This window comes from Blautia sp. HCP3S3_C4 (assembly GCF_052064095.1).
Lineage (GTDB): Bacteria > Bacillota > Clostridia > Lachnospirales > Lachnospiraceae > Blautia_A.
In genome coordinates this window covers 1-23,852 of sequence record NZ_JBQHWF010000013.1, presented here as the reverse complement: position 1 = coordinate 23,852, position 23,852 = coordinate 1, and the positions used below count along the sequence as shown (strand labels likewise).

Annotated in this window: 21 protein-coding genes, 1 tRNA gene and 1 riboswitch; of the genes, 21 read left to right on the top strand and 1 reads right to left on the bottom strand. The window is 38.5% G+C overall.

The window, feature by feature from the left end:
* The first annotated feature begins 32 nt into the window (after positions 1–32).
* Both rsmA and ACTNC6_RS11940 read left to right on the top strand, forming a co-directional pair.
* Positions 33–911 carry a 16S rRNA (adenine(1518)-N(6)/adenine(1519)-N(6))-dimethyltransferase RsmA gene (gene rsmA, locus ACTNC6_RS11945; protein WP_303243320.1) on the top strand — a complete coding sequence of 293 codons (879 nt, stop codon included), beginning with the start codon at positions 33–35 and terminating at the stop codon, positions 909–911.
* Between the two features lie 401 nt (positions 912–1,312).
* On the top strand, positions 1,313–1,765 hold the full coding sequence (locus tag ACTNC6_RS11940; protein ID WP_441035990.1) for a DUF1002 domain-containing protein: 453 nt from the start codon (positions 1,313–1,315) through the stop codon (positions 1,763–1,765).
* Between the two features lie 368 nt (positions 1,766–2,133).
* On the opposite strand, the gene ACTNC6_RS11935 is transcribed toward ACTNC6_RS11940, so the two are convergent.
* Positions 2,134–2,784, bottom strand: coding sequence for a GTP pyrophosphokinase (locus tag ACTNC6_RS11935; protein WP_019163350.1), 651 nt, complete (start codon positions 2,782–2,784; stop codon positions 2,134–2,136).
* Positions 2,785–2,972: 188 nt separating this feature from the next.
* Between ACTNC6_RS11935 and ACTNC6_RS11930 the strand changes: the two genes are divergently transcribed.
* The 19 genes from ACTNC6_RS11930 to ACTNC6_RS11840 all read left to right on the top strand — a co-directional run bounded on the left by ACTNC6_RS11930 (position 2,973) and on the right by ACTNC6_RS11840 (position 23,576).
* On the top strand, positions 2,973–3,878 hold the full coding sequence (locus ACTNC6_RS11930; RefSeq protein ID WP_173743897.1) for a 30S ribosomal protein S1: 906 nt from the start codon (positions 2,973–2,975) through the stop codon (positions 3,876–3,878).
* Positions 3,879–3,894: 16 nt separating this feature from the next.
* A complete protein-coding gene (locus tag ACTNC6_RS11925) occupies positions 3,895–5,565 on the top strand; it encodes a putative manganese-dependent inorganic diphosphatase (protein ID WP_441035992.1) in 1,671 nt (556 codons plus the stop codon).
* A 16-nt stretch (positions 5,566–5,581) separates the two neighbouring features.
* The gene (locus tag ACTNC6_RS11920; RefSeq protein WP_441044203.1) at positions 5,582–6,115 is read left to right on the top strand and encodes a flavin reductase family protein; all 534 of its coding nucleotides are present in this window, start codon (positions 5,582–5,584) and stop codon (positions 6,113–6,115) included.
* 45 nt (positions 6,116–6,160) lie between these two features.
* Complete coding sequence (locus ACTNC6_RS11915) at positions 6,161–6,664, top strand: shikimate kinase (protein ID WP_026077108.1); 504 nt, start codon at positions 6,161–6,163, stop codon at positions 6,662–6,664.
* Positions 6,665–6,802: 138 nt separating this feature from the next.
* Positions 6,803–8,095: a UDP-N-acetylglucosamine 1-carboxyvinyltransferase gene (locus ACTNC6_RS11910; protein WP_173743901.1), complete on the top strand. Its 1,293-nt coding sequence runs from the start codon at positions 6,803–6,805 to the stop codon at positions 8,093–8,095.
* A 95-nt stretch (positions 8,096–8,190) separates the two neighbouring features.
* Positions 8,191–8,294: riboswitch (SAM riboswitch) on the top strand.
* A gap of 100 nt (positions 8,295–8,394) precedes the next feature.
* The gene (gene metK, locus ACTNC6_RS11905) at positions 8,395–9,576 is read left to right on the top strand and encodes a methionine adenosyltransferase (RefSeq protein WP_441035995.1); all 1,182 of its coding nucleotides are present in this window, start codon (positions 8,395–8,397) and stop codon (positions 9,574–9,576) included.
* A 203-nt stretch (positions 9,577–9,779) separates the two neighbouring features.
* Positions 9,780–10,931, top strand: a complete 1,152-nt coding sequence (locus tag ACTNC6_RS11900; RefSeq protein WP_441035997.1) for a sensor histidine kinase — start codon at positions 9,780–9,782, stop codon at positions 10,929–10,931.
* Complete coding sequence (locus ACTNC6_RS11895; protein ID WP_173743904.1) at positions 10,928–11,617, top strand: response regulator transcription factor; 690 nt, start codon at positions 10,928–10,930, stop codon at positions 11,615–11,617. The genes ACTNC6_RS11900 and ACTNC6_RS11895 overlap by 4 nt, the downstream gene beginning before the upstream one ends.
* Positions 11,618–11,642: 25 nt before the next feature.
* Positions 11,643–13,082, top strand: a complete 1,440-nt coding sequence (locus ACTNC6_RS11890; protein ID WP_441044202.1) for an aminotransferase class I/II-fold pyridoxal phosphate-dependent enzyme — start codon at positions 11,643–11,645, stop codon at positions 13,080–13,082.
* Positions 13,083–13,088: 6 nt separating this feature from the next.
* The gene (locus ACTNC6_RS11885) at positions 13,089–13,676 is read left to right on the top strand and encodes a guanylate kinase (protein WP_173743906.1); all 588 of its coding nucleotides are present in this window, start codon (positions 13,089–13,091) and stop codon (positions 13,674–13,676) included.
* Between the two features lie 53 nt (positions 13,677–13,729).
* Entirely contained in the window at positions 13,730–14,719 is a 990-nt protein-coding gene (gene holB / locus ACTNC6_RS11880) for a DNA polymerase III subunit delta' (protein WP_441036001.1), read from the top strand.
* A 1-nt stretch (position 14,720) separates the two neighbouring features.
* A complete protein-coding gene (locus ACTNC6_RS11875; RefSeq protein WP_441036003.1) occupies positions 14,721–15,620 on the top strand; it encodes a PSP1 domain-containing protein in 900 nt (299 codons plus the stop codon).
* The gene (locus ACTNC6_RS11870; protein ID WP_441044201.1) at positions 15,613–16,353 is read left to right on the top strand and encodes a tRNA1(Val) (adenine(37)-N6)-methyltransferase; all 741 of its coding nucleotides are present in this window, start codon (positions 15,613–15,615) and stop codon (positions 16,351–16,353) included. The genes ACTNC6_RS11875 and ACTNC6_RS11870 overlap by 8 nt, the downstream gene beginning before the upstream one ends.
* Before the next feature lie 74 nt (positions 16,354–16,427).
* Positions 16,428–17,270, top strand: coding sequence for a 16S rRNA (cytidine(1402)-2'-O)-methyltransferase (gene rsmI / locus ACTNC6_RS11865; RefSeq protein WP_441036005.1), 843 nt, complete (start codon positions 16,428–16,430; stop codon positions 17,268–17,270).
* A 238-nt stretch (positions 17,271–17,508) separates the two neighbouring features.
* Positions 17,509–19,434 (top strand): DNA topoisomerase (ATP-hydrolyzing) subunit B, encoded by a 1,926-nt coding sequence (gyrB, locus tag ACTNC6_RS11860; protein WP_441036006.1) that lies wholly within the window; start codon positions 17,509–17,511, stop codon positions 19,432–19,434.
* A 17-nt stretch (positions 19,435–19,451) separates the two neighbouring features.
* Complete coding sequence (gyrA, locus tag ACTNC6_RS11855; protein WP_441044200.1) at positions 19,452–21,983, top strand: DNA gyrase subunit A; 2,532 nt, start codon at positions 19,452–19,454, stop codon at positions 21,981–21,983.
* A 2-nt stretch (positions 21,984–21,985) separates the two neighbouring features.
* The gene (locus ACTNC6_RS11850; RefSeq protein ID WP_441036009.1) at positions 21,986–22,540 is read left to right on the top strand and encodes a hypothetical protein; all 555 of its coding nucleotides are present in this window, start codon (positions 21,986–21,988) and stop codon (positions 22,538–22,540) included.
* Between the two features lie 18 nt (positions 22,541–22,558).
* A complete protein-coding gene (locus ACTNC6_RS11845; RefSeq protein WP_303243312.1) occupies positions 22,559–23,278 on the top strand; it encodes a lysophospholipid acyltransferase family protein in 720 nt (239 codons plus the stop codon).
* A gap of 210 nt (positions 23,279–23,488) precedes the next feature.
* Positions 23,489–23,576, top strand: a tRNA-Ser gene (locus tag ACTNC6_RS11840).
* Positions 23,577–23,852 lie beyond the last annotated feature (276 nt).

The following is a 23,852-nucleotide window of genomic DNA, read 5'->3' as shown; positions in this document are numbered from 1 at the left end:
AACAGAAATAAAAAGAAAAGGAAGTAATGATTATGACCAGACCCTATCTCGGCAATCCAAAATATACCATAGAAGTGCTGCAGAAGTATAATTTTGCATTCCAGAAAAGGTTTGGTCAGAATTTTCTTATAGATACGCATGTATTGGAGAAAATTATTGCTTCTGCAGAAATTACGAAAGATGATTTTGTATTGGAAATCGGTCCGGGAATCGGAACCATGACCCAATATCTGGCAGAGGCAGCCAGAGAAGTGGCTGCTGTGGAGATTGATAATACTTTGATTCCGATTCTGAAGGATACGCTGAAGGACTGGGATAATGTAACAGTGATCAATGATGATATTCTGAAAGTAGATATCCGAAAGCTGGCACTGGAAAAAAATAAAGGATGTCCTATTAAGGTAGTAGCCAATCTCCCATACTATATTACAACCCCTATTATTATGGGACTGTTTGAAAATCAGGTACCTATTGATTCTATTACCATTATGGTTCAGAAGGAAGTTGCGGACAGAATGCAGGTAGGTCCGGGAACTAAGGATTATGGAGCTTTATCGCTGGCGGTCCAGTACTATGCCAGACCGGAGATTGTGGCAAATGTTCCGCCAAATTGTTTTATGCCAAGACCCAAAGTGGGAAGTGCAGTGATCAGACTGGAGAGATATGAGAAGCCGCCGGTTCAGGTTAAGGATGAAAAGCTGATGTTCCGTCTGATCCGGGCGTCTTTTAATCAGAGAAGAAAGACGCTGGTTAACGGACTGAAGAATTCACAGGAGCTTTCATTTGACAAAGAGACTATTGAAAAAGCAATTCTTGCCTGTGGATTACCTCTGACTATAAGGGGGGAGGCTCTGACATTGGAGCAGTTTGCACAGCTGGCAAATATGTTTTCTGAAAAACAGGGTTTCTGATAGTAAGGGACAGAGAATTGGATAAATAATTTTATAAATAAAAAGCATCCGATGGCTGGACGGATGCTTTTTACATTACGTTCAAATTTATTTTTAAAAGGAAGGAGAGTCGATTGTTTTTAAAACAATCAACATATGAAAAAGAAAATTATAAAAATAATGTTTGATTTATTATTTTTATGATTTTATTATATAGGCAAATTATGATGGAATTTTGTTTAAGATGTGAAAAAAAATTGAACAAATGTCAAAAGAATTATGAAGATAAAGACATAGAGAACCAAGGTATATAGTACTAGAAACCAAAAGGAAATTTATTTTACAGACGGTTGAGGGGAGATGTTATAATAGCCCGGTAACAGAAAACAGATTTTAGCAGAATAATCTGGAGGTAATTGATCATGAAAATAAAGAAAATAGGAATACTTATGATTGCAGGAACACTTATGTGCACATCACCGGCAGCAACAGTCATGGCATCTGATGCAACTGAAACTGTGCAGGAAATTATTACAGATAACGAGATTGATTCTCTGGTTTCTGATCCTGATAAGGTAGTTGATATTATTATGTACGCAAAGGACAAGGTGGCAGAGCAGGATATTTCCGATGAGCAGATCAGAGAAATCATTCAGGCAGGAGAGGAGACGGCAGGAGTTACACTTACAGAAGAGGAAGAAAATAAACTTATAAATATTGTAAAAGAAATCAAAAATGCTGATATTAATGAGGAACAGCTGAGAAGTACTGTAAACAAGGTATACGATAAGCTGGAAGAAATGGGAATCGGAAAAAAGGAAGTAAAGGGAATTCTTCAAAAACTGATAGAATTTGCAAAAAATATTTTAGAGTAATCATTTTTAAGTGTATTACTTTTAAAAGGATTAAATAAAAAAACTTTAATGAATTAAAACGATAATGTACAAAAATGATAAAGCTGTAGAAAAATAGAATAAAAAGCTATGTGTTAAATTTATAAAAAAACAATAAAAAAATAAAAAAAATTGTGCAAATAAACGAAAAGTTCATTTTGAGTTCATGATTTGTTCATAACCAATTGCTATTATATAAACAGTTCGAAAGAACCTACGAAAGACGTTGTAATGTGTTATCATTACACATAAATTTTTTTCATAATAATAGCCCCGGTAAACCACTACCGGGGCACTCCTCGCTTTAGAGATAAAAATAGTCCCGCAATTGCGGGACTATTTTTTATAACTTATTCAAGATTTTTTCCATATTTCTGTATTGCATTGTTTAGCTCCTGCATGCGTTCATCCAGTTCTGCAACATAGCGTGCACATTCCCGTAATTCTTTTGTGATATAATCCGGGCCGTCCCCTTCAAATTTGTAATGCATTTTATGCTCCAGAGTAGCCCAGAAATCCTGTGCTACAGTACGGATCTGAATCTCTACTTTTGTATCAATAATGCTGTCAGAAAGAAAGACAGGAGTGGTTACCAGCATGTGATAGCTGCGATAGCCGCTCTTTTTGGGATTTTTCATATAATCTCTTCTGGCCAGGATCGTCAGGTCATTTTGCTTGGAAATCATATCTGCAATCAGATAGATATCAGAAGTAAAGGAACAGCTGATTCGGATTCCGGCAATATCATTTACATAGCGGATCATATTTTCTGTGCTGGATTCGTAATTATGGCGTTTAAGCTTTTTGACAATGCTTTCCGGAGTTTTGATCCGGGATTTGACATGCTCGATAGGGTTATATTTATGTCTGTGCTGGAATTCATCGTTCATAATGTCTATTTTTGTTTCAATCTGCTTCAGGGCAGAATGATATACGAACATAACAGTATCCCAGTTATCAATTTCTTTGAAATCTCTCAAAGGAACGGAATCATAATTCATGAATAATATCCTTTCTGTATGAAAAAAGTACAAGTTTATTATAGCATATAAAGCTTCTTTTGAAAATTGCGATTTCCATTATTATAGGTGATGTGATATAATATGGTTGCTATTCTTAAAAATTATTTTTAATTCTGAAATTTTATGTTGTGAAAATAAAATAAAAAAATAAAGGAGATAAAAAAGATATGGCTGAATCAATGAAAGATTATGAGACAGAGCTTGAAGCTTCTTTCAAGAAAATTGAAGAAGGGGATATCCTTACAGGAACTGTGATCAGTGTAGATGAAAAAGAAGTAGTAATAGATCTTAAATATTATGCAGAAGGAATCATTCCTGCTGAAGATTACAGCAGAGAGCCTGGATTTTCACTGAAAGAGGAAGTTAAAGTGGGAGATGAGGTTTCTGCAACTGTGGTAAGAAAAGATGACGGAAACGGAAATATTCTGTTATCAAGAGTGGAAGCATCAGATGTACTTTCCTGGGACAAACTAAAAGAATTAAAAGAATCCGGTGAAATTCTGGATGTAACAGTAAAAGGTGTTGTCAATGGAGGCGTAATCGTATATGTAGAAGGAATCCGTGGATTTGTCCCGGCTTCCAAGCTTGCATTGACTTATGTAGAGGATACAAATGAATATCTGAACAAACCAATTCAGGTTCAGGTAATAGATGTAGATAAAGAAAAGAACCGATTAATTCTTTCTGCAAAGGAAATATTAAGAGAAAAGGCAGAAGAAGAAAGAAAAAATAAAGTGTCCAATGTACAGGTCGGACTGGTGACAGAGGGTACTGTTGAGAGTCTTCAGCCTTATGGTGCTTTTGTAAATATGGGCAATGGCCTGTCAGGACTTGTCCATATTTCACAGATCTGTGAAAAGAGAATTAAAAAGCCTTCAGAAGTTCTTGCTGTTGGTGATCAGGTTAAGGTAAAGGTAACTGCAGTAAAGGATGGAAAATTAAGTCTCAGTATCAAAGAAGCATCAGATATGATGGCAAAGGAAATCGAAGAAGAAGTGATAGAACTTCCGGATTCAAAGGAAGAAGCCAGTACATCGTTAGGTGCACTTTTTGCAAATATTAAGTTAGATTAATGAGGTTAAAAACTGTATGAGAAATCAGGAAAGAATATTTGTAATAGGTCATAAAAATCCGGATACAGATTCAATCTGTTCAGCAATTGCCTATGCAGACATTAAAAACAGAACTTCCCAGAAAGTAAAATATATTCCTAAGCGTGCGGGACAGATCAATGAAGAAACAGAATATGTATTAAATCGTTTTGGAATGCTGCCGCCGGGATATATGTCTAATATTGGAACCCAGGTAAAGGATATGGATATCCGTATGAGCCCTGATGCAGATAAAAGTATGTCTCTTAAAAATGCATGGGATCTGATGATGGAGAAAAGTATCGTTTCCCTTCCAATCAGAGACAGGGAAGGCCAGCTGGAAGGTCTTATTACAATTGGGGATATTGCAAAGACCTACATGGATACCACTGACAGTTATCTTCTGTCCAGAGCAAGAACACAGTACAGAAGAATTGCTGAAACAATTGCAGGTACTGTGATTGAGGGAAATGAGCATGGATATTTCACAAAGGGAAAAGTTTTGGTGGGAACTGCAAATCCGGAAATGCTTAAAGCCTATATTGAAGAGGATGACCTTATTATTATGGGAGACAGAGAAGAGGATCATCTTCAGGCAATTGCCCAGAATGTAAGCTGTATTATTGTGGGAATGGGAATTGAAGTAACTGAGAAGGTGATCAAGCTTGCTCATGAAAAAGAAATTGCAATTATTATGTCTCCCTATGATACTTTTACGATTGCAAGACTGATTAACCAGAGTATTCCTGTAAGATATATTATGAAAACAGATAATCTGGTTACATTCAGTACAGAAGATTTTACAGATGATATTCAGAATGAGATGATCAAACATCGTCATCGTGCCTTCCCTGTAATTAACAAAAAGGGAAAATGTATCGGAACAATTTCCCGAAGAAATTTTCTGGATATGCATAAAAAGAAAGTAGCACTTGTAGACCACAATGAAAAAGATCAGGCAGTTGATAATATCGACAAAGCAGAGATTGTAGAAATTATAGATCATCATAAACTTGGTTCATTGGAGACCATAAGTCCGATTTCCTTCAGAAATCAACCGGTTGGATGTACAGCTACAATTTTGTACGAGATGTATGGAGAGCAAAAACTGGAAATTTCGCCAAATATTGCCGGACTTCTCTGTGCTGCAATTATTTCAGATACATTGATGTTCCGTTCTCCTACCTGCACGTTATCAGATAAAATGGCAGCAGGAGCATTGGCACTTATTGCAGGAATTAATATTGAGCAGTTTGCCAGGGAAATGTTCAAGGCAGGAAGTAATCTGAAGGATAAATCACCGGAAGAGATTTTCTATCAGGATTACAAAAAATTTATTGCTGAAGATGAGATCAGCTTTGGTGTTGGTCAGATCAGTTCCATGGACAGCGATGAACTGACAGAAATCAAAGAACGTCTGATTCCGTTTATGGTAAGTGAATGTGGACGTCACGGCGTATCCCGTGTATTCTTTATGCTGACGAACATCATTGAGGAGTCTACAGAGCTTCTCTATTATGGTGAGGGAAGTGAAGAAATGGCCAGCACAGCATTTCATATGGAACCAACGGATGGTGTATTTGATCTGAAGGGTGTAGTTTCTCGTAAGAAACAGCTGATTCCGGCACTTATGGAAGCTGCACAGGCAGGACAGAATGATTATAATTAAGGACAGGAAGAAATAAATGGCAAAAGAAACCTGGAAAGCCGGAAATATGCTTTATCCGCTGCCGGCAGTGATGGTCAGTGTTACAGATGGAGAGGGAAATGATAATATACTGACAGTTGCATGGGCTGGAACCGTATGTACAAATCCGCCAATGGTGTCTATTTCAGTGCGTCCTTCCCGGTATTCCTATGAAATGATAAAGAAAACAGGAGAATTTGTAATCAACCTGACTACAGAGAAACTGGCATATGCAACAGATTATTGTGGAGTGCGCTCCGGCCGTGATGTTGATAAATTTAAAGAAATGAAGCTTACCCGGGAGAAGGCTGATTTTGTGAAAGCGCCTATGATCCTGGAATCACCGGTCAGTATTGAATGCAGGGTAAAACAGGTGCTGGAATTAGGTTCCCATCATATGTTTCTGGCAGATGTACTGGCTGTCCATGCGGATCCTGCATATATGGATGAAAAAAAGAAATTTCATTTGAATGATGCCAAAATGCTGGTATATTCCCATGGAGAATATCTTGGAACAGGGAAAAAACGTTAGTATTTACACCTGATGATCATATATGCTAAAATGAAGGGAATAACAATGAATAATGTGACGTTAATAGGAATGCCTGGTTCAGGAAAAAGCACCATAGGAGTAATTTTAGCAAAAGCACTTGGATATCAGTTTCTGGATACTGATCTTGTGATTCAGAAGCAGGAGAAAAGAAAGCTTTCACAGATTATTGCTCAGGAAGGACCGGAGAGATTCAAGGAAATAGAAAATAAGGTTAATGCTTCTGTAGATGTGACAGAAACAGTGATTGCTCCTGGAGGCAGTGTTATTTATTGCGAAGAAGCAATGAAACATTTAAGATCTATAGGAAAAGTAGTTTATCTGAAAATATCATTGGAATCACTTTCAAAACGTCTTGGCAATTTGAGGGGACGGGGTGTTTTATTGAAAGAGGGACAGACTTTAAAAGATCTGTATGAAGAGCGAGTTCCCTTATATGAAAAATACGCTGATATTGTTGTAGATGAAGAAGGGAAAGATTTGGAAGAGAGTCTTGCTGCAGTTTTGGAAATAATAAATACCGGGGCATAGTAACCAGTGAGATAATATTTTTGTTTACAAATGATAAATATATGCTATAATATACAATTGACTTAAAAACAGACGATCATTTGAGAATAATTTATTCGTCTCCGCACAGGGAGTGAAAATAATTACAGAGGTGTATTTATGGAACAATATGTAATAAAAGGTGGAAATCCTTTAGTAGGTGAAGTGGAAATCGCAGGTGCAAAGAATGCAGCACTGGCAATTCTTGCAGCAGCAATTATGACTGATGAGACTATTTTAATTGAGAATCTGCCTGATGTAAGAGACATTAATGTTTTACTTGAAGCAATCGCCGGCATTGGAGCACAGGTAGACCGTATTAATAAGTCAACAGTTAAGATCAATGGCTCTACCATTGGTGATGTAAGCGTAGATTATGAGTATATTAAGAAAATCAGAGCTTCTTACTATCTGCTTGGAGCTCTTCTTGGTAAATATAAGCATGCAGAAGTACCTCTTCCGGGAGGCTGCAATATTGGAAGCCGTCCCATTGACCAGCATCTGAAGGGATTCAGAGCGCTGGGGGCAGATGTGGATATTTTACATGGAGCTATTGTAGCAAAGGCTAAGAATCTTCATGGAAGCCATATTTTCCTTGATGTTGTATCTGTGGGAGCAACAATCAATATTATGATGGCTGCTTCTCTTGCACCTGGACGTACAATTATTGAGAATGCAGCAAGAGAACCGCATGTAGTAGATGTAGCCAATTTCCTGAATAGTATGGGTGCCAACATTAAGGGTGCAGGAACAGATGTGATCCGTATCAAAGGTGTAGAGAAGCTTCATCGAACAGAATATTCTATTATTCCTGATCAGATTGAGGCTGGTACCTTTATGTTTGCTGCAGCAGCAACAGGTGGAGATGTTACAGTAAAGAATGTAATCCCCAAACATCTGGAAGCAACTACGGCCAAGCTTGAGGAAATTGGATGTGAGGTTGAGGAATTTGATGATGCGGTACGTGTACGTGCTACAGGCAGACTTCATCGTACTCATGTAAAAACTCTTCCCTATCCGGGATATCCTACAGATATGCAGCCGCAGATTGCTGTTACCCTGGCTCTTGCAGAAGGAACCAGTATTGTAACAGAGAGTATTTTTGAAAACAGATTCAAATATGCAGATGAGCTGTCACGTATGGGAGCCAACATTAAAGTAGAGGGCAACTCTGCAATTATTGATGGTGTAAATAAGCTTACAGGTGCCAGAGTCAGTGCTCCTGATCTGCGGGCAGGTGCTGCTCTTGTAATTGCAGGTCTGGCAGCTGATGGTATTACGGTAGTAGATGATATTGTATACATCCAGAGAGGATATGAGAATTTCGAAGAGAAGCTTAGAGCTTTGGGAGCTGAGATTGAAAGAGTTTCCAGCGAAAAGGAAATTCAGAAGTTCCGTCTGAGAGTTGGATGATTATAAAATTTCTATAAAAATAGAATTTATGCTTGACATTACAAAGGGTTGAGTATATTGTAAGTTGTGCAGAAAAGTTAATAATTAGTAATAGCCTTTTATTCAGAGTGGTGGAGATACAAAGGATCTGAGAAGCCACGGCAACCCCTTTTTATGCGGAGGAAGGTGCCAACCTGAGCGAGTGATCGAACAATAAGAGGATTGTTGAAGCATTCATTCAGACAGTCCGATTACTTCGGGCTGTTTCTTTTTATTATCTGTATAAAAATATACTATGAAATGAAAAAAAGGAGAACAAAATGGAGAAAATTTTATTTACTTCTGAATCTGTAACTGAAGGCCATCCGGACAAAATGTGCGATGCTATTTCTGATGCGATTCTTGATGCAATTATGGAAAAAGACCCAATGGGCCGTGTTGCATGTGAAACAGCTGTAACTACAGGTCTTGTAATGGTAATGGGTGAGATTACAACAAACGCTTATGTGGATATTCAGAAGATTGTAAGAGATACAGTACGTGAAATCGGATATACACGTGGTAAATATGGTTTTGATGCAGATACCTGTGCGGTAATCACTGCAATTGATGAACAGTCTGCAGACATTGCTCTCGGAGTAGATAAAGCTCTGGAAGCTAAAATGGGAGAAGACGAGATTGATGCTATCGGTGCAGGAGACCAGGGAATCCAGTTTGGCTATGCTTCCAACGAAACAGAGGAATATATGCCATATGCTATTAATATGTCCCATAAGCTTGCTCGTCAGCTGACAAAAATCCGTAAAGATGGTACATTAAACTATTTAAGACCAGATGGAAAAACACAGGTTACTGTAGAATATGATGAAGCTGGAAAACCTGTACGTATTGATGCAGTTGTATGCTCTACTCAGCATGATCCTGATGTTGCACAGGAGCAGATTCATAAAGATATTAAAAAATATGTTTTTGATGAGGTTATTCCGGCAAATATGGTGGATGAGAATACAAAATATTTTATCAATCCTACAGGACGTTTCGTAATCGGCGGACCTCACGGTGACAGCGGACTTACAGGACGTAAGATCATTGTAGATACTTATGGCGGAGCCGGTCGTCACGGCGGCGGAGCTTTCTCCGGTAAGGACTGCACAAAGGTAGACCGTTCTGCAGCTTATGCAGCACGTTATGTTGCAAAAAATATTGTAGCAGCAGGCCTGGCTGATAAGTGTGAAATTCAGCTTTCTTATGCGATTGGTGTTGCACGTCCTACATCTATCCATGTGGAAACATTTGGTACAGGTAAGCTTTCAGATACCAAATTGGTTGAGATTATCCGTGAGAATTTTGATCTCCGTCCGGCAGGAATTATTAAAATGCTTGATCTGAGACGCCCAATCTACAAACAGACAGCTGCTTACGGACATTTCGGACGTACAGATGTAGATCTTCCATGGGAACATCTGGATAAGGTAAATGATCTGAAAAAATATCTTGCATAATTGAGAAAAAGTTATCTTTAAACAAAAGCAAACAATCATCCTGCATATTTTTGTGTGGGATGTTTGTTTGTTTTTTTATTGTCCGGGTGCTTTGGCAGAATATACTTTCGACGTTGGCGTCAGCATTTTATAGAAAATTTAGATATTGAAAACAGACTTTATGGTATAATCTTGTTATGAAAAAAATTGGCTCAGAGAAAAGGATGGTTTCAATGAAATTAAAAACAAGGATCATAGTTGGATTTGCCATGATCATATTAGTGCCCCTTTTATTGTTTTCTGCATCATTATACGGATTAAGTCATACAAAACTGGCACAACATAATTCAGATTCTTCAGAAATTGTCTATGATATTTCCATGGGAGTGTCTGCCAACAGCAAGACGCAGGTAAAACTTATTGCCAGAGATCTTCTGTTTACAGCGACAGTAATTCTTGTATTTACAGCTTTGTCCATAGGCTTATGGATATACAGAAGTATAGCAACACCTTTAGTAAAATTAAAGAAAGCAACTCAAAATATAAAAGAAGGAAATCTTGATTTTGTATTGGACGTAGAGGGGAATGATGAATTTTCAGAACTATGTCAGGATTTTGAGGAAATGAGAAAGCGTCTGAGGGAATCTGCAGAGGAAAAAATAATATTGGATAAAGAAAATAAAGAACTGATCAGTAATATCTCACATGATCTGAAAACGCCTATTACAGCTGTAAAGGGATATGTGGAAGGAATCATGGATGGTGTGGCGGATACTCCGGAAAAGATGGATCGTTATGTAAAAACTATTTATAATAAAACCAATGAAATGGATCATCTGATCAATGAACTGACTTTTTATTCCAAGATTGATACAAATCGTATTCCATACACTTTTAGTAAGCTGAACGTAGAGGATTATTTTAGTGATTGTGCAGAAGAAGTAGGTCTGGAACTGGAAACCAGAGGAATTGAACTGGTTTATGCCAATTATGTGGAAAGTGGTGTGCAGGTGATCGCAGACGGAGAGCAGATCCGCCGTGTAATTCATAATCTTATCAGTAATGCTATTAAATATATGGACAAGCCCAAAGGAATTATTCAGATCCGTATCAAGGATGTAGGAGATTTTATCCAGGTAGAAATCGAAGATAATGGAAAAGGTATTGCTGCTAAGGATATTGTTTATATTTTTGATCGATTTTACAGAACCGATGTATCCAGAAATTCTTCCAAGGGTGGAAGTGGTATCGGACTTTCTATTGTAAAGAAGATTCTGGAGGATCATGGTGGTAAGGTATGGGCTACCAGCAGGCTGGGAATCGGCACAATTATGTATTTTGTTCTCAGAAAATATCAGGAGGTACCAATGAAATGAGCAGAATATTAATTATAGAAGATGAAGAGGCTATTGCAGATCTGGAGAAAGATTATCTGGAACTTTCCGGATTTGAGGTTGAGATATGTAACAGAGGGGATACAGGACTGGTCAGAGCATTAAATGAGGAATTTGATCTGATCATCCTGGATCTGATGCTGCCGGAAGTAGATGGATTTGATATCTGCCGTCAGGTACGTCAGACCAAAAATATACCGATCATTATGGTGTCGGCTAAAAAAGATGATATTGATAAAATCCGTGGTCTGGGACTGGGAGCAGATGATTATATGACTAAGCCTTTCAGTCCAAGTGAACTGGTGGCAAGAGTAAAGGCACATATGGAGAGATATAATCGTCTGGTCGGTTCCAATGTAAAGAAAAATGATATTATAGAGATTCGCGGTATAAAAATTGATAAAACTGCCCGTCGTGTGTGGGTAAATGGGGAGGAGACTACTTTTACTTCCAAAGAATATGATCTTCTTACATTTCTGGCAGAAAATCCTAACCGAGTATTTACTAAGGAGGAGCTTTTCAGGGAAATCTGGGATATGGAATCAGTAGGAGATATTGCTACAGTAACAGTACATATTAAAAAAATCCGTGAGAAGATTGAATTTAATACTGCCAAACCTCAATATATTGAAACAATCTGGGGTGTAGGTTACAGGTTTAAGGTCTGATCAAAGAAAAATCAGAAAGGAAAATATGGATAGATTATATAAAAAGCTGGAAGAATACGGAAAGTCAGATTATTATCCCTTTCACATGCCCGGACATAAGAGAAATATGGATTCTTCTGCAGCCTCATTTCCTTTTGACTGGGATATTACAGAAATTCATGGGTTTGATAATCTTCATCATGCAAAAGGCGTGATTAGAGATGCGCAGGAATATGCAGCACAGATTTATGGAACCCAGAGATGTTTTTTTAGTGTAAATGGAAGTACGGCAGCACTTCTGGCAGCAATCAGTGCCTGTGTAGATAAAGGAGGCAAAATCCTTATGGCGCGAAATTGTCATAAGGCTGTTTATCATGGATTATATATAAGAGACTTGCATCCCATATATATTTATCCACATGAAGATTCCAGATTGGGGATAAACGGAGGAATTTCACCTTCTTGTGTGGAAAGATATATTGAAGAAAATCAGGATATACAAGCAGTTCTGATTACCTCCCCTACCTATGACGGAGTTGTATCAGACGTAAAAAGTATTGCCCGTTTTGTACATAAATATGGAATTTCTTTGATTGTAGATGAGGCACATGGAGCGCATTTTCATTTTTCAGATTATTTTCCTGTATCTGCAGCAGAGCTTGGAGCGGATATTGTTGTCCAGAGCTTTCATAAAACACTTCCGGCCCTTACACAGACGGCAGTTCTTCATGTGTGTAGTGACAGAGTAAATGTGGGAAAAATAAAAAGATTTATGGGTATCTATCAGACCAGCAGTCCTTCCTATATTCTTATGGCCAGTATGGATGCCTGCATGGATAGAATGAATCATACAACAGGGAAGAAGATGTTTGCAGAATTTACTTCTCAGCTGGAGGAAGCCAGACAGCGGTTGATGAAATGCGGACATATCAGGCTGATAACTCCGGAAATGATAAACAGTACCGGTGTGTATGACTTTGACCGGTCAAAACTGTTGTTTTCTACAGTAGGAACTTCTATTAATGGGACAGAACTACACAGACGGTTGAGAAATGAGTTTCATATAGAAATGGAAATGGAAGCGGAAAAATATGTCCTGGGAATTGCTTCTGTGGGAGACACAAAAGAAGGATTAGACAGACTGTGTAAAGCAATTGAGTATATTGATACACAGGTGGAAACTGTTCAGGAGAAAACGGAGAAGAATGTTTCCTATGCAAAAATGAAAGCATTTATGACAATTTCTCAGGCTATGGATGCACCTCAGAAGAGATTTTACCTGGAAGAAAGTGTTGGAAAAATAAGTGGTGAATTTGCTTATCTGTATCCTCCGGGGATTCCTGTTATTGTGCCCGGAGAACAGATTACTGGACAATTTGTGCGAAATATGAGAAGATACATGGAACAGGGACTGGAATTACAGGGACTCAGTGACAGTAGTAATGAAACAATCTGTGCAGTTATAGACAGTCCGGTAAAGGAATAGCAGGTAATGGGAAAGATTTTTTATATTATGGGAAAAAGTGCTTCCGGAAAAGACAGGATATATTCTCTTCTGGAAGATCAGAGAGAACTGAAACTGAAAACATTGGTTTTATATACTACCCGGCCGATCAGAGATGGAGAAGAGAACGGAAAAAATTATTATTTTGTAAGTGATGAAAAATTGAATGAATTTAGAAAAAATGGAAATGTAATAGAAGAGCGTTCTTATCATACCGTATATGGAATCTGGACATATTTTACAGCAGATGACGGTCAGGTGAATCTGACAGAATCGGATTATCTGGGAATAGGTACACTGGAATCTTTTATGAAGCTGAAGAAGTATTATGGAGAAAATGCAGTCTGTCCTGTTTATATACAGGTGGAGGATGGCGAGCGGCTTTCCAGAGCATTAAAGAGGGAAAAAGAACAGGAGAATCCCAAATACGAGGAAATGTGCAGAAGATTTATTGCTGATCAGTCAGATTTTTCGGAGGAGAATATTCAGAGCGCAGGGATTGAGAAAAGATTCCAGAATAAAGATTTAGATATTTGTGTGAAAGAAATTGTAAATTATATTAAATCTATGCAATAGAATGTCTTTTATGATATAATATCATCACAAAATGGACTGAAGGGGTGATTCTTATGATGGGATTTAACAATATTATAGGGCACGAAGAAATTATCAGGCATTTAAAGAATGCCATTGAAGCTGGCAAAATATCTCATTCTTATATTTTTACGGGGGAAAAGGGATCTGGCAAAAAGCTTTTGGCAGGAACCTTTGCGGCTACGCTTCAATGTGAGGCAGGCGGTACAGAACCTTGTCAGAAATGTGATTCCTGTAAGAAAGCGATGGGAAAGAATCATCCGGATATTATTATGGTAAACCATGAGAAACCGGGAACAATTACAATTGATGAAATCCGTGATCAGGTGATCCACGATGTGGACATCAGACCATACTATAGTCCTTACAAGATATATATTATAGCAGATGCAGATATGATGACTCCCCAGGCTCAGAATGCACTTCTCAAGACAATCGAGGAGCCGCCGGAATATGCAGTGATCATGCTTCTGACCAATAATATAGGTGGTTTGCTGCCTACTATTCAGTCAAGATGTGTACGCCTTGATCTGAAGGTTGTAAATGATGGTCTGGTAAAAAAATATCTTATGGAGCATCTTCATGTGCCGGATTATCAGGCGGAAATTGATGCATCTTTTGCTCAGGGAAGCATTGGAAAGGCAAAGGAAGCGGCTACTTCGCAGGAATTTGCAGAGATGACGCAGAATGCATTAAGGATTCTGAAATATGCCAATACCATGGAAGTATATGAGCTGTCTGATGCAATAAAAAATCTTTCAGCAGAAAAGCAGAATATTAATGATTATCTGGATATCTTTCAGTTTTGGTTCAGAGATGTGCTGATGTTCAAAGCCACCAGGGAAATTGATAATCTGGTATTTAAACAGGAAATAAATTATATAAAGGAACAGGCAAAGGTGCGTTCTTATGAGAATCTGGAGAAAATTCTGGATTCTATCCAGAAGACAAAGGTTCGTCTGAAGGCAAATGTTAATTTTGAGCTTGCTCTTGAATTGCTGTTCCTGACAATCAGGGAGAAATAGAATGACAAAAGTAGTTGGTGTGAGATTTCGTAATGTTGGTAAAATTTATTATTTCAGTCCAAAGAATTATGAGATTAAAACAGGTGATCATGTAATTGTGGAAACCGCCCGTGGAATTGAATATGGAAAAGTTGTACTGGCACCACGAGAGGTAAGCGATGACAGTGTGGTACATCCGCTTAAGGAAGTACTTCGTGTGGCAACAAAAGATGATGATGAAAGAGAAGCTCAGAACAGAAGTAAGGAAAGAAATGCTTTTAAAATCTGTCAGAAGAAAATCAGAGAGCATGGGCTGGAAATGAAACTGATTGATGCTGAATATACTTTTGACAATAATAAGGTACTGTTTTATTTTACTGCAGATGGCCGTATCGATTTTCGACAGCTGGTTAAGGATTTGGCATCTATTTTTAAAACACGTATTGAGCTTCGCCAAATAGGTGTCCGTGACGAGACAAAAATTCTGGGTGGGATTGGCATTTGCGGCAGATGTCTGTGCTGTCATACCTATTTGTCAGAATTTGTTCCGGTATCTATAAAAATGGCGAAGGAACAGAATTTATCTCTGAATCAGACAAAGATTTCGGGAGTCTGCGGCAGACTGATGTGCTGTTTAAAAAATGAACAGGAAACATATGAGGAATTAAATAAAAGACTTCCGGGAATCGGAGATATGGTTACTACTCCGGATGGACTGCAGGGATCTGTACAAAGTGTAAATGTGCTTCGTCAGAGAGTGAAGGTTATTGTAGATATTAATGATGAAAAAGAAATCCAGGAGTTTCCTGTGGAGGAATTAAAATTTAAACCACGCAGGAAAAAAGTAAAGGTTTCTGATAAAGAATTAAAGGAACTTGGAGATCTAGAGGATAAAAAGGGAGATTCCAAATTAAATGGATGAGAAGCTGGTCAGGGAAAAAGAGCGGGTCGATGATCTGCAGAATGGTTATTATGTAATACAGGATCCGGATAAATTCTGCTTTGGTATGGATGCTGTTCTTCTTTCTGGCTTTGCAAAAGTAAAAAAGAGTGAAACTGCGTTGGACATGGGTACAGGAACCGGTATTATTCCGATTCTTCTGAAAGCAAAGACTCAGGGAAAGCATTTTACAGGTCTGGAGATTCAGAAGGAATGTGCAGAGATGGCCAGTCGCAGTGTAAAGTATAATCATTTGGAAGAAGATGTGGAGATTGTACAGGGAGATATCAAAGAGGCTGCTGATATTTTTGGAGCGGCTTCTTTTGATGTGGTAACAAGTAATCCTCCATATATGATAGGACAACATGGATTGAGAAATCCGGATATGCCCAAAGCTATTGCACGACATGAGGTGCTTTGTAATCTGGAGGATGTGATAAGCCAGGCTTCCAGAGTACTGAAAGACAGAGGCAGATTTTATATGGTTCACAGACCGTTCAGACTGGCAGAAATTATGAATGTACTGACGAAATATCATCTGGAGCCCAAAAGAATGCAGCTGGTATATCCTTACATAGACAGAGAACCTAATATGGTTTTGATAGAGGCTCTCAAGGGTGGAAATTCCAGAATTACAGTGGAGCCGCCGTTGATTGTATATAAAGAGCCCGGAGTCTATACAGAAAATATTCTTAAAATTTACGATATGATATAATATCAGGTGGAACAAAGTTACAAAAAATTGACAGGAAACAAACTATGGTATTATAAAGTCAGGGAGGAATGGATATGAGCGGAAAATTGTATTTGTGTGCTACGCCCATAGGTAATCTGGAGGATATTACATTAAGAGTTCTCCGTACATTGAAAGAAGTGGATCTGATCGCTGCTGAAGATACCAGAAATAGTATTAAGCTGCTGAATCATTTTGATATCAAAACTCCTATGACCAGTTATCATGAATATAATAAGATTGATAAAGCTTATGTTCTTATCAATAAAATGAGAGAAGGACAGAATATTGCCTTGATTACAGATGCAGGTACTCCGGGGATTTCAGATCCTGGAGAGGAACTGGCTGCTATGTGCTGTGAAGCAGGAATTGAAGTTACTTCTCTTCCGGGACCGGCAGCATGTATCACAGCACTTACATTATCAGGCTTGTCTACCAGGCGTTTTGCATTTGAAGCTTTTCTGCCGGCAGATAAGAAAGAGAGAAAGATGATCCTGGAAGAACTGAAAAATGAAACCAGGACAATTATTATATATGAGGCACCCCACCGGCTGGTGAGAACATTGGAGGAACTGAGGGAAGCTCTGGGAAATCGCAGAATGACTTTGTGTAGAGAGTTGACAAAGAAGCATGAAACTGCATTTCATACCACAATAGAGGCTCTGATTACTTTTTATACTACAGAGAAACCGTTGGGAGAATGTGTACTTGTAGTAGAGGGAAAAAGTCATCAGGAGATGAAGGAGGAGCAGCAGGCATCCTGGGAAAAAATAACGATTGAAGATCATATGAAAATTTATGAAGAAAAAGGTTATTCCAGAAAAGAAGCAATGAAGCTTGTGGCCAATGACAGAGGAGTGACAAAGAGAGATATTTATCAGTATCTGATCAGTCATTGAAAATAACTGTGTAAGGAAAATAGATTGCTGTAACGCAGATAAAATCCGCGTTACAGCAGTTTTTTTATGGTAAAACGATAATTTTTGTGCTATAATAAATTTGTGTTATTATGTCCAAAGATCAGAATATATTTGCAAATTACAGATTTGATTTTCAAATATATTTTGATTTTATGATATTAGGGTCAAAAGATCGTTTGGCCTTACATTTTAATTAAATATAAACAGGAGGAATAACATGGGCGGAGAGAATACGGAATACGGCGCAGATCAGATCCAGATTCTGGAGGGTCTGGAAGCTGTACGTAAGAGGCCGGGTATGTATATCGGAAGTACATCCAGCCGAGGACTTCATCATCTGGTTTACGAGATCGTGGATAATGCGGTAGATGAAGCACTGGCTGGTTTTTGTACGGAAATTCAGGTAATCATTAATCAGGATAATTCAATCACAGTTATAGATAACGGACGTGGAATTCCGGTAGGTATTAATCATAAAGCGGGAATTCCTGCAGTAGAAGTTGTTTTTACTATTCTGCATGCCGGCGGTAAATTTGGCGGTGGAGGATATAAGGTATCAGGTGGTCTTCATGGTGTAGGTGCGTCAGTTGTAAACGCACTTTCCACCTGGCTGGAGGTAACAATCTGCCGTGAAGGTAAAGTATATCAGCAGAGATATGAACGCGGTAAAACCATGTATCCACTGAAGATGGTAGGTGAGTGTGATCCTGAACAGACAGGAACAAAAGTTGTATTTCTTCCGGACAGCGAAGTTTTTGAAGAAACAGTATATGATTATGATATTCTGAAACAGCGTCTCCGTGAAATGGCATTTCTGACTAAGGGATTAAAGATTATTCTCAAAGACAGCAGAGAGGGAATGGAAAGAGAAAAAATCTTCCATTATGAGGGTGGTATCCGGGAATTCGTAAGTTATCTAAACAGAAGCAAAGAAGCGCTTTATCCGGAAATTATTTATTGCGAAGGGCAGCAGAACGGAGTATCTGTGGAAGTTGCCATGCAGCATAATGATTCATATACAGAGAATTGCTATGGATTTGTAAATAATATCAATACCCCTGAGGGAGGAACCCATATTGTAGGTTTTCGTAATGCACTTACCAAGACCTTTAATGATTATGCCCATAAGAATAAGCTGCTCAAAGAAAGTGAACCAAATTTAAGTGGTGATGATATCAGGGAGGGACTGACTGCCATTGTCAGTGTTAAAATCGAAGAACCTCAGTTTGAGGGACAGACAAAACAGAAACTTGGAAACAGTGAAGCCAGAGGTGCTGTAGATAATGTGGTAAGCAAGCAACTGGAGATTTTTCTGGAGGAGAATCCATCTGTAGCAAAGGTAATCGTGGAAAAATCTGTTCTTGCCCAGAGAGCCCGTGAAGCGGCACGTAAGGCCAGAGATCTTACCAGAAGAAAATCTGCTCTTGACAATATGTCTCTGCCGGGTAAGCTTGCTGACTGTTCAGATAAGAATCCTGAAAATTGTGAAATCTATATTGTTGAGGGAGATTCCGCCGGTGGATCTGCCAAGACTGCCAGAAACCGTGTGACACAGGCAATACTTCCTTTGAGAGGTAAAATTTTAAATGTAGAGAAGGCCCGTCTGGACAAAATTTATTCCAATGCAGAGATCAAAGCAATGATCACAGCATTTGGAACAGGGATTCATGAAGATTTTGATATTACAAAATTAAGATATCATAAGATCATTATTATGACAGATGCCGATGTTGATGGCGCACATATTGCTACATTGCTGCTGACTTTCCTCTATCGCTTTATGCCGGAACTGATCAAACAGGGATATGTATATCTGGCTCAGCCACCTCTTTATAAAGTAGAGAAGAATAAAAAGGTATGGTACGCTTATGATGATAATGAACTGAATGGAATTCTTACAGAGATCGGTCGTGATAGTAATAACAAAATACAGCGTTACAAAGGTCTGGGTGAGATGGATGCTGAGCAGCTCTGGGAGACAACCATGGATCCGGAGAAGAGAATTCTGCTTCGTGTAACTATGGATGAGGCGGCAACTTCAGAAATAGATCTGACGTTTACCACACTGATGGGAGATAAGGTAGAGCCAAGACGTGAGTTTATTGAAGAGAACGCAAGATTTGTGAAGAATTTGGATATCTGATAATGGGAGAATAGAGAATGGAAGATAATATTTTTGACAAAGTCCACGAGGTGGATCTGGAAAAAACCATGAAAGACTCCTACATTGACTATGCTATGAGCGTTATTGCTTCCAGAGCATTGCCGGATGTAAGAGATGGTCTGAAACCAGTTCAGCGTCGTGTTCTGTATTCCATGATCGAGCTGAATAATGGTCCTGACAAGCCACATCGTAAATGTGCGCGTATTGTCGGTGATACAATGGGTAAATATCATCCTCACGGTGACAGCTCAATTTATGGAGCACTGGTAAATATGGCACAGGAATGGTCTACCAGATATCCATTGGTAGATGGCCATGGTAACTTTGGATCTGTAGATGGTGATGGGGCGGCTGCTATGCGATATACAGAGGCACGTCTCAGCAAAATTTCTATGGAAATGCTGGCAGATATCAACAAGGATACCGTTGATTTCCAGCCAAACTTTGATGAAACAGAGAGAGAACCGGTTGTGCTTCCATCCAGATATCCTAATCTGCTGGTAAATGGTACTTCCGGTATTGCGGTAGGTATGGCTACCAATATTCCGCCTCATAACCTGAGAGAAGTTATTAATGCTGTTGTCAGGATCATTGACAATACAATTGAAGAGCAGAGAGAAACTACGATAGAGGAAATTCTGGAAATTGTAAAAGGACCGGATTTTCCAACAGGAGCTACAATTCTGGGCAGAAGAGGCATCGAGGAAGCGTACCGCACAGGGCGGGGTAAGATCCGTGTGCGTGCGGTAACCGAGATTGAGACACTTCCAAACGGTAAATCAAGAATTATCGTTACAGAGCTTCCTTATCTGGTAAATAAGGCGCGTCTGATTTCCAAAATTGCGGAGCTGGTAAGAGATAAAAAAATTGATGGAATTACAGATCTGAATGACCATTCCAGCCGTGAAGGTATGAGAATCTGTATTGATCTGCGCAAAGATGCCAATGCAAATGTAGTATTGAATTTGCTCTATAAACATACACAGCTACAGGATACTTTCGGTGTTAATATGCTTTCTCTGATCCCTAATCATGGAAGTCTGGAGCCTAAAGTCCTGAATCTGAAAGAGATGCTGGAGTATTATCTGGCCCATCAGGAAGATGTTGTAACAAGAAGAACAAAATATGATTTAAACAAAGCCAGAGAACGTGCTCACATTTTAGAGGGTCTGTTAAAGGCTTTGGATAATATTGATGAGGTTATCCGGATTATCAGGGCATCTCAGAATGTACAGATTGCCAAACAGGAATTGATAGAGCGTTTTGAATTAACGGATGTACAGGCTCAGGCTATTGTAGACATGCGTCTTCGTGCTCTGACAGGTTTGGAAAGAGAGAAGCTGGAAGCAGAATATGCAGATCTTATGGAGAAAATACGTAAATACGAAGCCATTCTTGCAGACAGAAATCTCCTTCTCAGAGTAATCCGAGAAGAAATCCTGGCAATTGCCGAGAAATATGGAGATGACAGACAGACTTCCATTGGTTATGATGTGTATGATATTTCTACAGAGGATTTGATTCCAAGAGAAAATACAGTGATAACAATGACCAAACGTGGATATATCAAGAGAATGACAGTGGATAATTTCAGAAGCCAGAACAGAGGCGGTCGTGGAATTAAGGGTATGCAGACTCTGGAGGATGATTATATTGAAGAACTCCTGATGACTACCACTCATCATTATCTGATGTTCTTTACAAATACAGGGCGGGTATATCGTCTGAAGGCATATGAGATTCCAGAGGCAGGACGTACTGCCAGAGGAACAGCAATCATTAACCTTTTACAGCTTATGCCGGGCGAATCTGTTACAGCAGTAATCCCAATCCGAAAATTTGAAGAGACAGGTTATCTGATGATGGCGACAAGAAATGGATTGGTAAAGAAAACGCCGATTCGTGACTATGCAAATGTGCGTAAGACCGGATTAGCGGCAATTACGCTCAGAGATGATGACCAGCTGATAGAAGTAAAATTGACAGATGATAAAAAAGACATTATTCTGATTACAAAGAATGGCCAGTGTATTCGATTCAAAGAAACTGATGTAAGAAGTACAGGCCGTACCTCTATGGGTGTAAGAGGAATGAATCTGGAAGATGATGAAATTGTTGCCATGCAGCTGAATTCTCAGGGAGACTGTCTGCTGATCGTGTCTGCAAATGGTATGGGAAAGAGAACTTCAATGAGTGAATTTACCTGTCAGAACCGTGGCGGTAAAGGTGTGAAATGTTATAAGATCACAGAGAAAACCGGAAATGTCATTGGTGCCAGAGCGGTAAATGAAGACAATGAAGTAATGCTTATTACCACAGAAGGAATTATTATCCGTATTGCATGCTCAGACATCTCTGTCCTTGGAAGAATTACATCAGGTGTAAAACTGATTAATCTTACAGAAGGTGTAACTGTGGCAGGTGTTGCCAAAGTAAGGGATAAAGAAGAGAAGGATAATAAAGAATCTGCAGCAGATAACGAGGAAACACAGGAAACACCAGAGGAAAATAGAGGGGAAACTGAATAATTATGAAAAGATGGATGAAGTATTTCATTGTTGGGGTAACAGTTCTGCTTATTTTTTCCATGACAGGGTGCGGTGGTGTCAGTCATAAATCTCCGGAAAAGGTAACAGAAGAATTGATCAATGCTTATGCAAATGGCAAAGAGAAAAAGGTAAAAGACTGTTACAATGAAAAGAAGGATACCGAAGACAGCCTGCAATCTGAGATTACGGCAACCATAAAGTATTTCCAGGCGCATAATACAAAGAAGGTAAATATACAGGAATGCGATATCATTTCAGAAAATGATAAGTATACTTATGTATATATTACATATAATATGGTTCTGGAGGATGACCAGGAGTATCCGTGTATTGGCACTTATATGATTGGTAAAAAGGATAAAAGCTATTATATTCTTCCACCATCTCAGATTACAGATGATATGAGAACACAGGCTGCAACGGATTATGCAGATTTTATGACAAAAGATGTTTATAAAGATTATGCCAAGGCATATGAGAAGTTTATAAAGAAAAATCCTGGTTATGAAGATAAAATTTCAGGAAAAATAAGCTGATCGCAGTGAGGACCAAAAATGAAGAGAATAATATTAATGGTATTTAGAAATCTCATATGGGTTCCTTATGGATGGTTTAAACTGTGCTGGTGTGCAGCTCATGTAGACAGATACAGTGAAAAAGAAAGATATGAATTGCTTCAATATATAGATAACAGAGCAATACGTGGAGGAAACATTAAGATAGAAGCTTATGGGCTGGAAAATATCCCAAAGGAAAATGGATTTATGTTCTTTCCGAATCATCAGGGATTGTTTGACGTACTTGCAATCCTTCAGGTGTGTCCGGTTCCCTTTTCTGTAGTCGCCAAAAAAGAGCTTACAGATGTTCCTTTTCTTAAACAGGTTTTTGCGTGTATGAAAGCACTTATGATTGACAGGGAGGATATTAAGCAGTCTATGCAGGTTATCCTTCAGGTAATCAAAGAAGTGAAAGAGGGAAGAAATTATCTGATCTTTGCAGAAGGAACCAGAAATAAAGATAAAAACAGACCTCATGAGTTTAAAGGTGGAAGCTTTAAGGCTGCCACTAAGTCCAGATGTCCGATTGTTCCGGTAGCTCTCATAGATTCCTATAAAGCTTTTGACACCAGATCTATCGAAAAGATGGTTGTACAGGTGCATTTTCTGGAACCGATGTATTATGATGAATATAAAGACATGAAAACTACAGAACTGGCTTTGGAAGTTAAAACCCGTATTGAAGAAACTATTAAGAAATCTGGAAAGTGGGATTAACCCAAAGGTGAATAAGCAAAAAAACAGTCGGGAAACCGGCTGTTTTTTGATGTGAAAAGAAAAGTATAATGAATAAAGAAAAGTCTTTGAAAAAATAAATAAAAAAAGATAAAAAAACTGTTGACAAAATACTTTTTTTTACTTATAATAACACATGCACTTGTGAAAAAGCGCATTCGAATTTAATATATGACTATTAGTTCGGAGTCGGGAGAAGTACTCAAGAGGCCGAAGAGGTGCCCCTGCTAAGGGTATAGGTCGTTAACGCGGCGCGAGGGTTCAAATCCCTCCTTCTCCGTTATTTTTACAAAAAAATGTAAAAATAAATAAAAAAGTTCTTGACAAACTCGAATACGTATGATAAAGTAAACGAGTTGCTGATGAACAGCAAACATGTTGAAAAAATAATTTGAAAAAACTTAAAAAAGTTCTTGACAAGTTAAAAACAACATGATAAAATAAACAAGCTGTCACAAAGACAGGCAACCTTGATAACTAAACAGTGAAACACATACGATTCTCGAAAATTCTTTACACATGAGCATCGAAAGATGCGAATGCGGTTCGGTTCGTA

Excerpts from the sequence above, each read along its gene's own strand:
- ACTNC6_RS11935 (WP_019163350.1), bottom strand. The coding sequence starts at position 2,784 with ATGAATTATGATTCCGTTCCTTTGAGAGATTTCAAAGAAATTGATAAC.
- ACTNC6_RS11845 (WP_303243312.1), top strand. The coding sequence starts at position 22,559 with ATGAAGAGAATAATATTAATGGTATTTAGAAATCTCATATGGGTTCCT.
- ACTNC6_RS11925 (WP_441035992.1), top strand. The coding sequence starts at position 3,895 with ATGAGAAATCAGGAAAGAATATTTGTAATAGGTCATAAAAATCCGGAT.
- ACTNC6_RS11910 (WP_173743901.1), top strand. The coding sequence starts at position 6,803 with ATGGAACAATATGTAATAAAAGGTGGAAATCCTTTAGTAGGTGAAGTG.
- ACTNC6_RS11900 (WP_441035997.1), top strand. The coding sequence starts at position 9,780 with ATGGTTTCAATGAAATTAAAAACAAGGATCATAGTTGGATTTGCCATG.
- ACTNC6_RS11895 (WP_173743904.1), top strand. The coding sequence starts at position 10,928 with ATGAGCAGAATATTAATTATAGAAGATGAAGAGGCTATTGCAGATCTG.
- ACTNC6_RS11930 (WP_173743897.1), top strand. The coding sequence starts at position 2,973 with ATGGCTGAATCAATGAAAGATTATGAGACAGAGCTTGAAGCTTCTTTC.
- gyrB (WP_441036006.1), top strand. The coding sequence starts at position 17,509 with ATGGGCGGAGAGAATACGGAATACGGCGCAGATCAGATCCAGATTCTG.
- ACTNC6_RS11875 (WP_441036003.1), top strand. The coding sequence starts at position 14,721 with ATGACAAAAGTAGTTGGTGTGAGATTTCGTAATGTTGGTAAAATTTAT.
- rsmA (WP_303243320.1), top strand. The coding sequence starts at position 33 with ATGACCAGACCCTATCTCGGCAATCCAAAATATACCATAGAAGTGCTG.
- ACTNC6_RS11885 (WP_173743906.1), top strand. The coding sequence starts at position 13,089 with ATGGGAAAGATTTTTTATATTATGGGAAAAAGTGCTTCCGGAAAAGAC.
- holB (WP_441036001.1), top strand. The coding sequence starts at position 13,730 with ATGATGGGATTTAACAATATTATAGGGCACGAAGAAATTATCAGGCAT.
- ACTNC6_RS11915 (WP_026077108.1), top strand. The coding sequence starts at position 6,161 with ATGAATAATGTGACGTTAATAGGAATGCCTGGTTCAGGAAAAAGCACC.
- metK (WP_441035995.1), top strand. The coding sequence starts at position 8,395 with ATGGAGAAAATTTTATTTACTTCTGAATCTGTAACTGAAGGCCATCCG.
- ACTNC6_RS11920 (WP_441044203.1), top strand. The coding sequence starts at position 5,582 with ATGGCAAAAGAAACCTGGAAAGCCGGAAATATGCTTTATCCGCTGCCG.
- ACTNC6_RS11890 (WP_441044202.1), top strand. The coding sequence starts at position 11,643 with ATGGATAGATTATATAAAAAGCTGGAAGAATACGGAAAGTCAGATTAT.
- rsmI (WP_441036005.1), top strand. The coding sequence starts at position 16,428 with ATGAGCGGAAAATTGTATTTGTGTGCTACGCCCATAGGTAATCTGGAG.
- gyrA (WP_441044200.1), top strand. The coding sequence starts at position 19,452 with ATGGAAGATAATATTTTTGACAAAGTCCACGAGGTGGATCTGGAAAAA.
- ACTNC6_RS11850 (WP_441036009.1), top strand. The coding sequence starts at position 21,986 with ATGAAAAGATGGATGAAGTATTTCATTGTTGGGGTAACAGTTCTGCTT.
- ACTNC6_RS11870 (WP_441044201.1), top strand. The coding sequence starts at position 15,613 with ATGGATGAGAAGCTGGTCAGGGAAAAAGAGCGGGTCGATGATCTGCAG.
- ACTNC6_RS11940 (WP_441035990.1), top strand. The coding sequence starts at position 1,313 with ATGAAAATAAAGAAAATAGGAATACTTATGATTGCAGGAACACTTATG.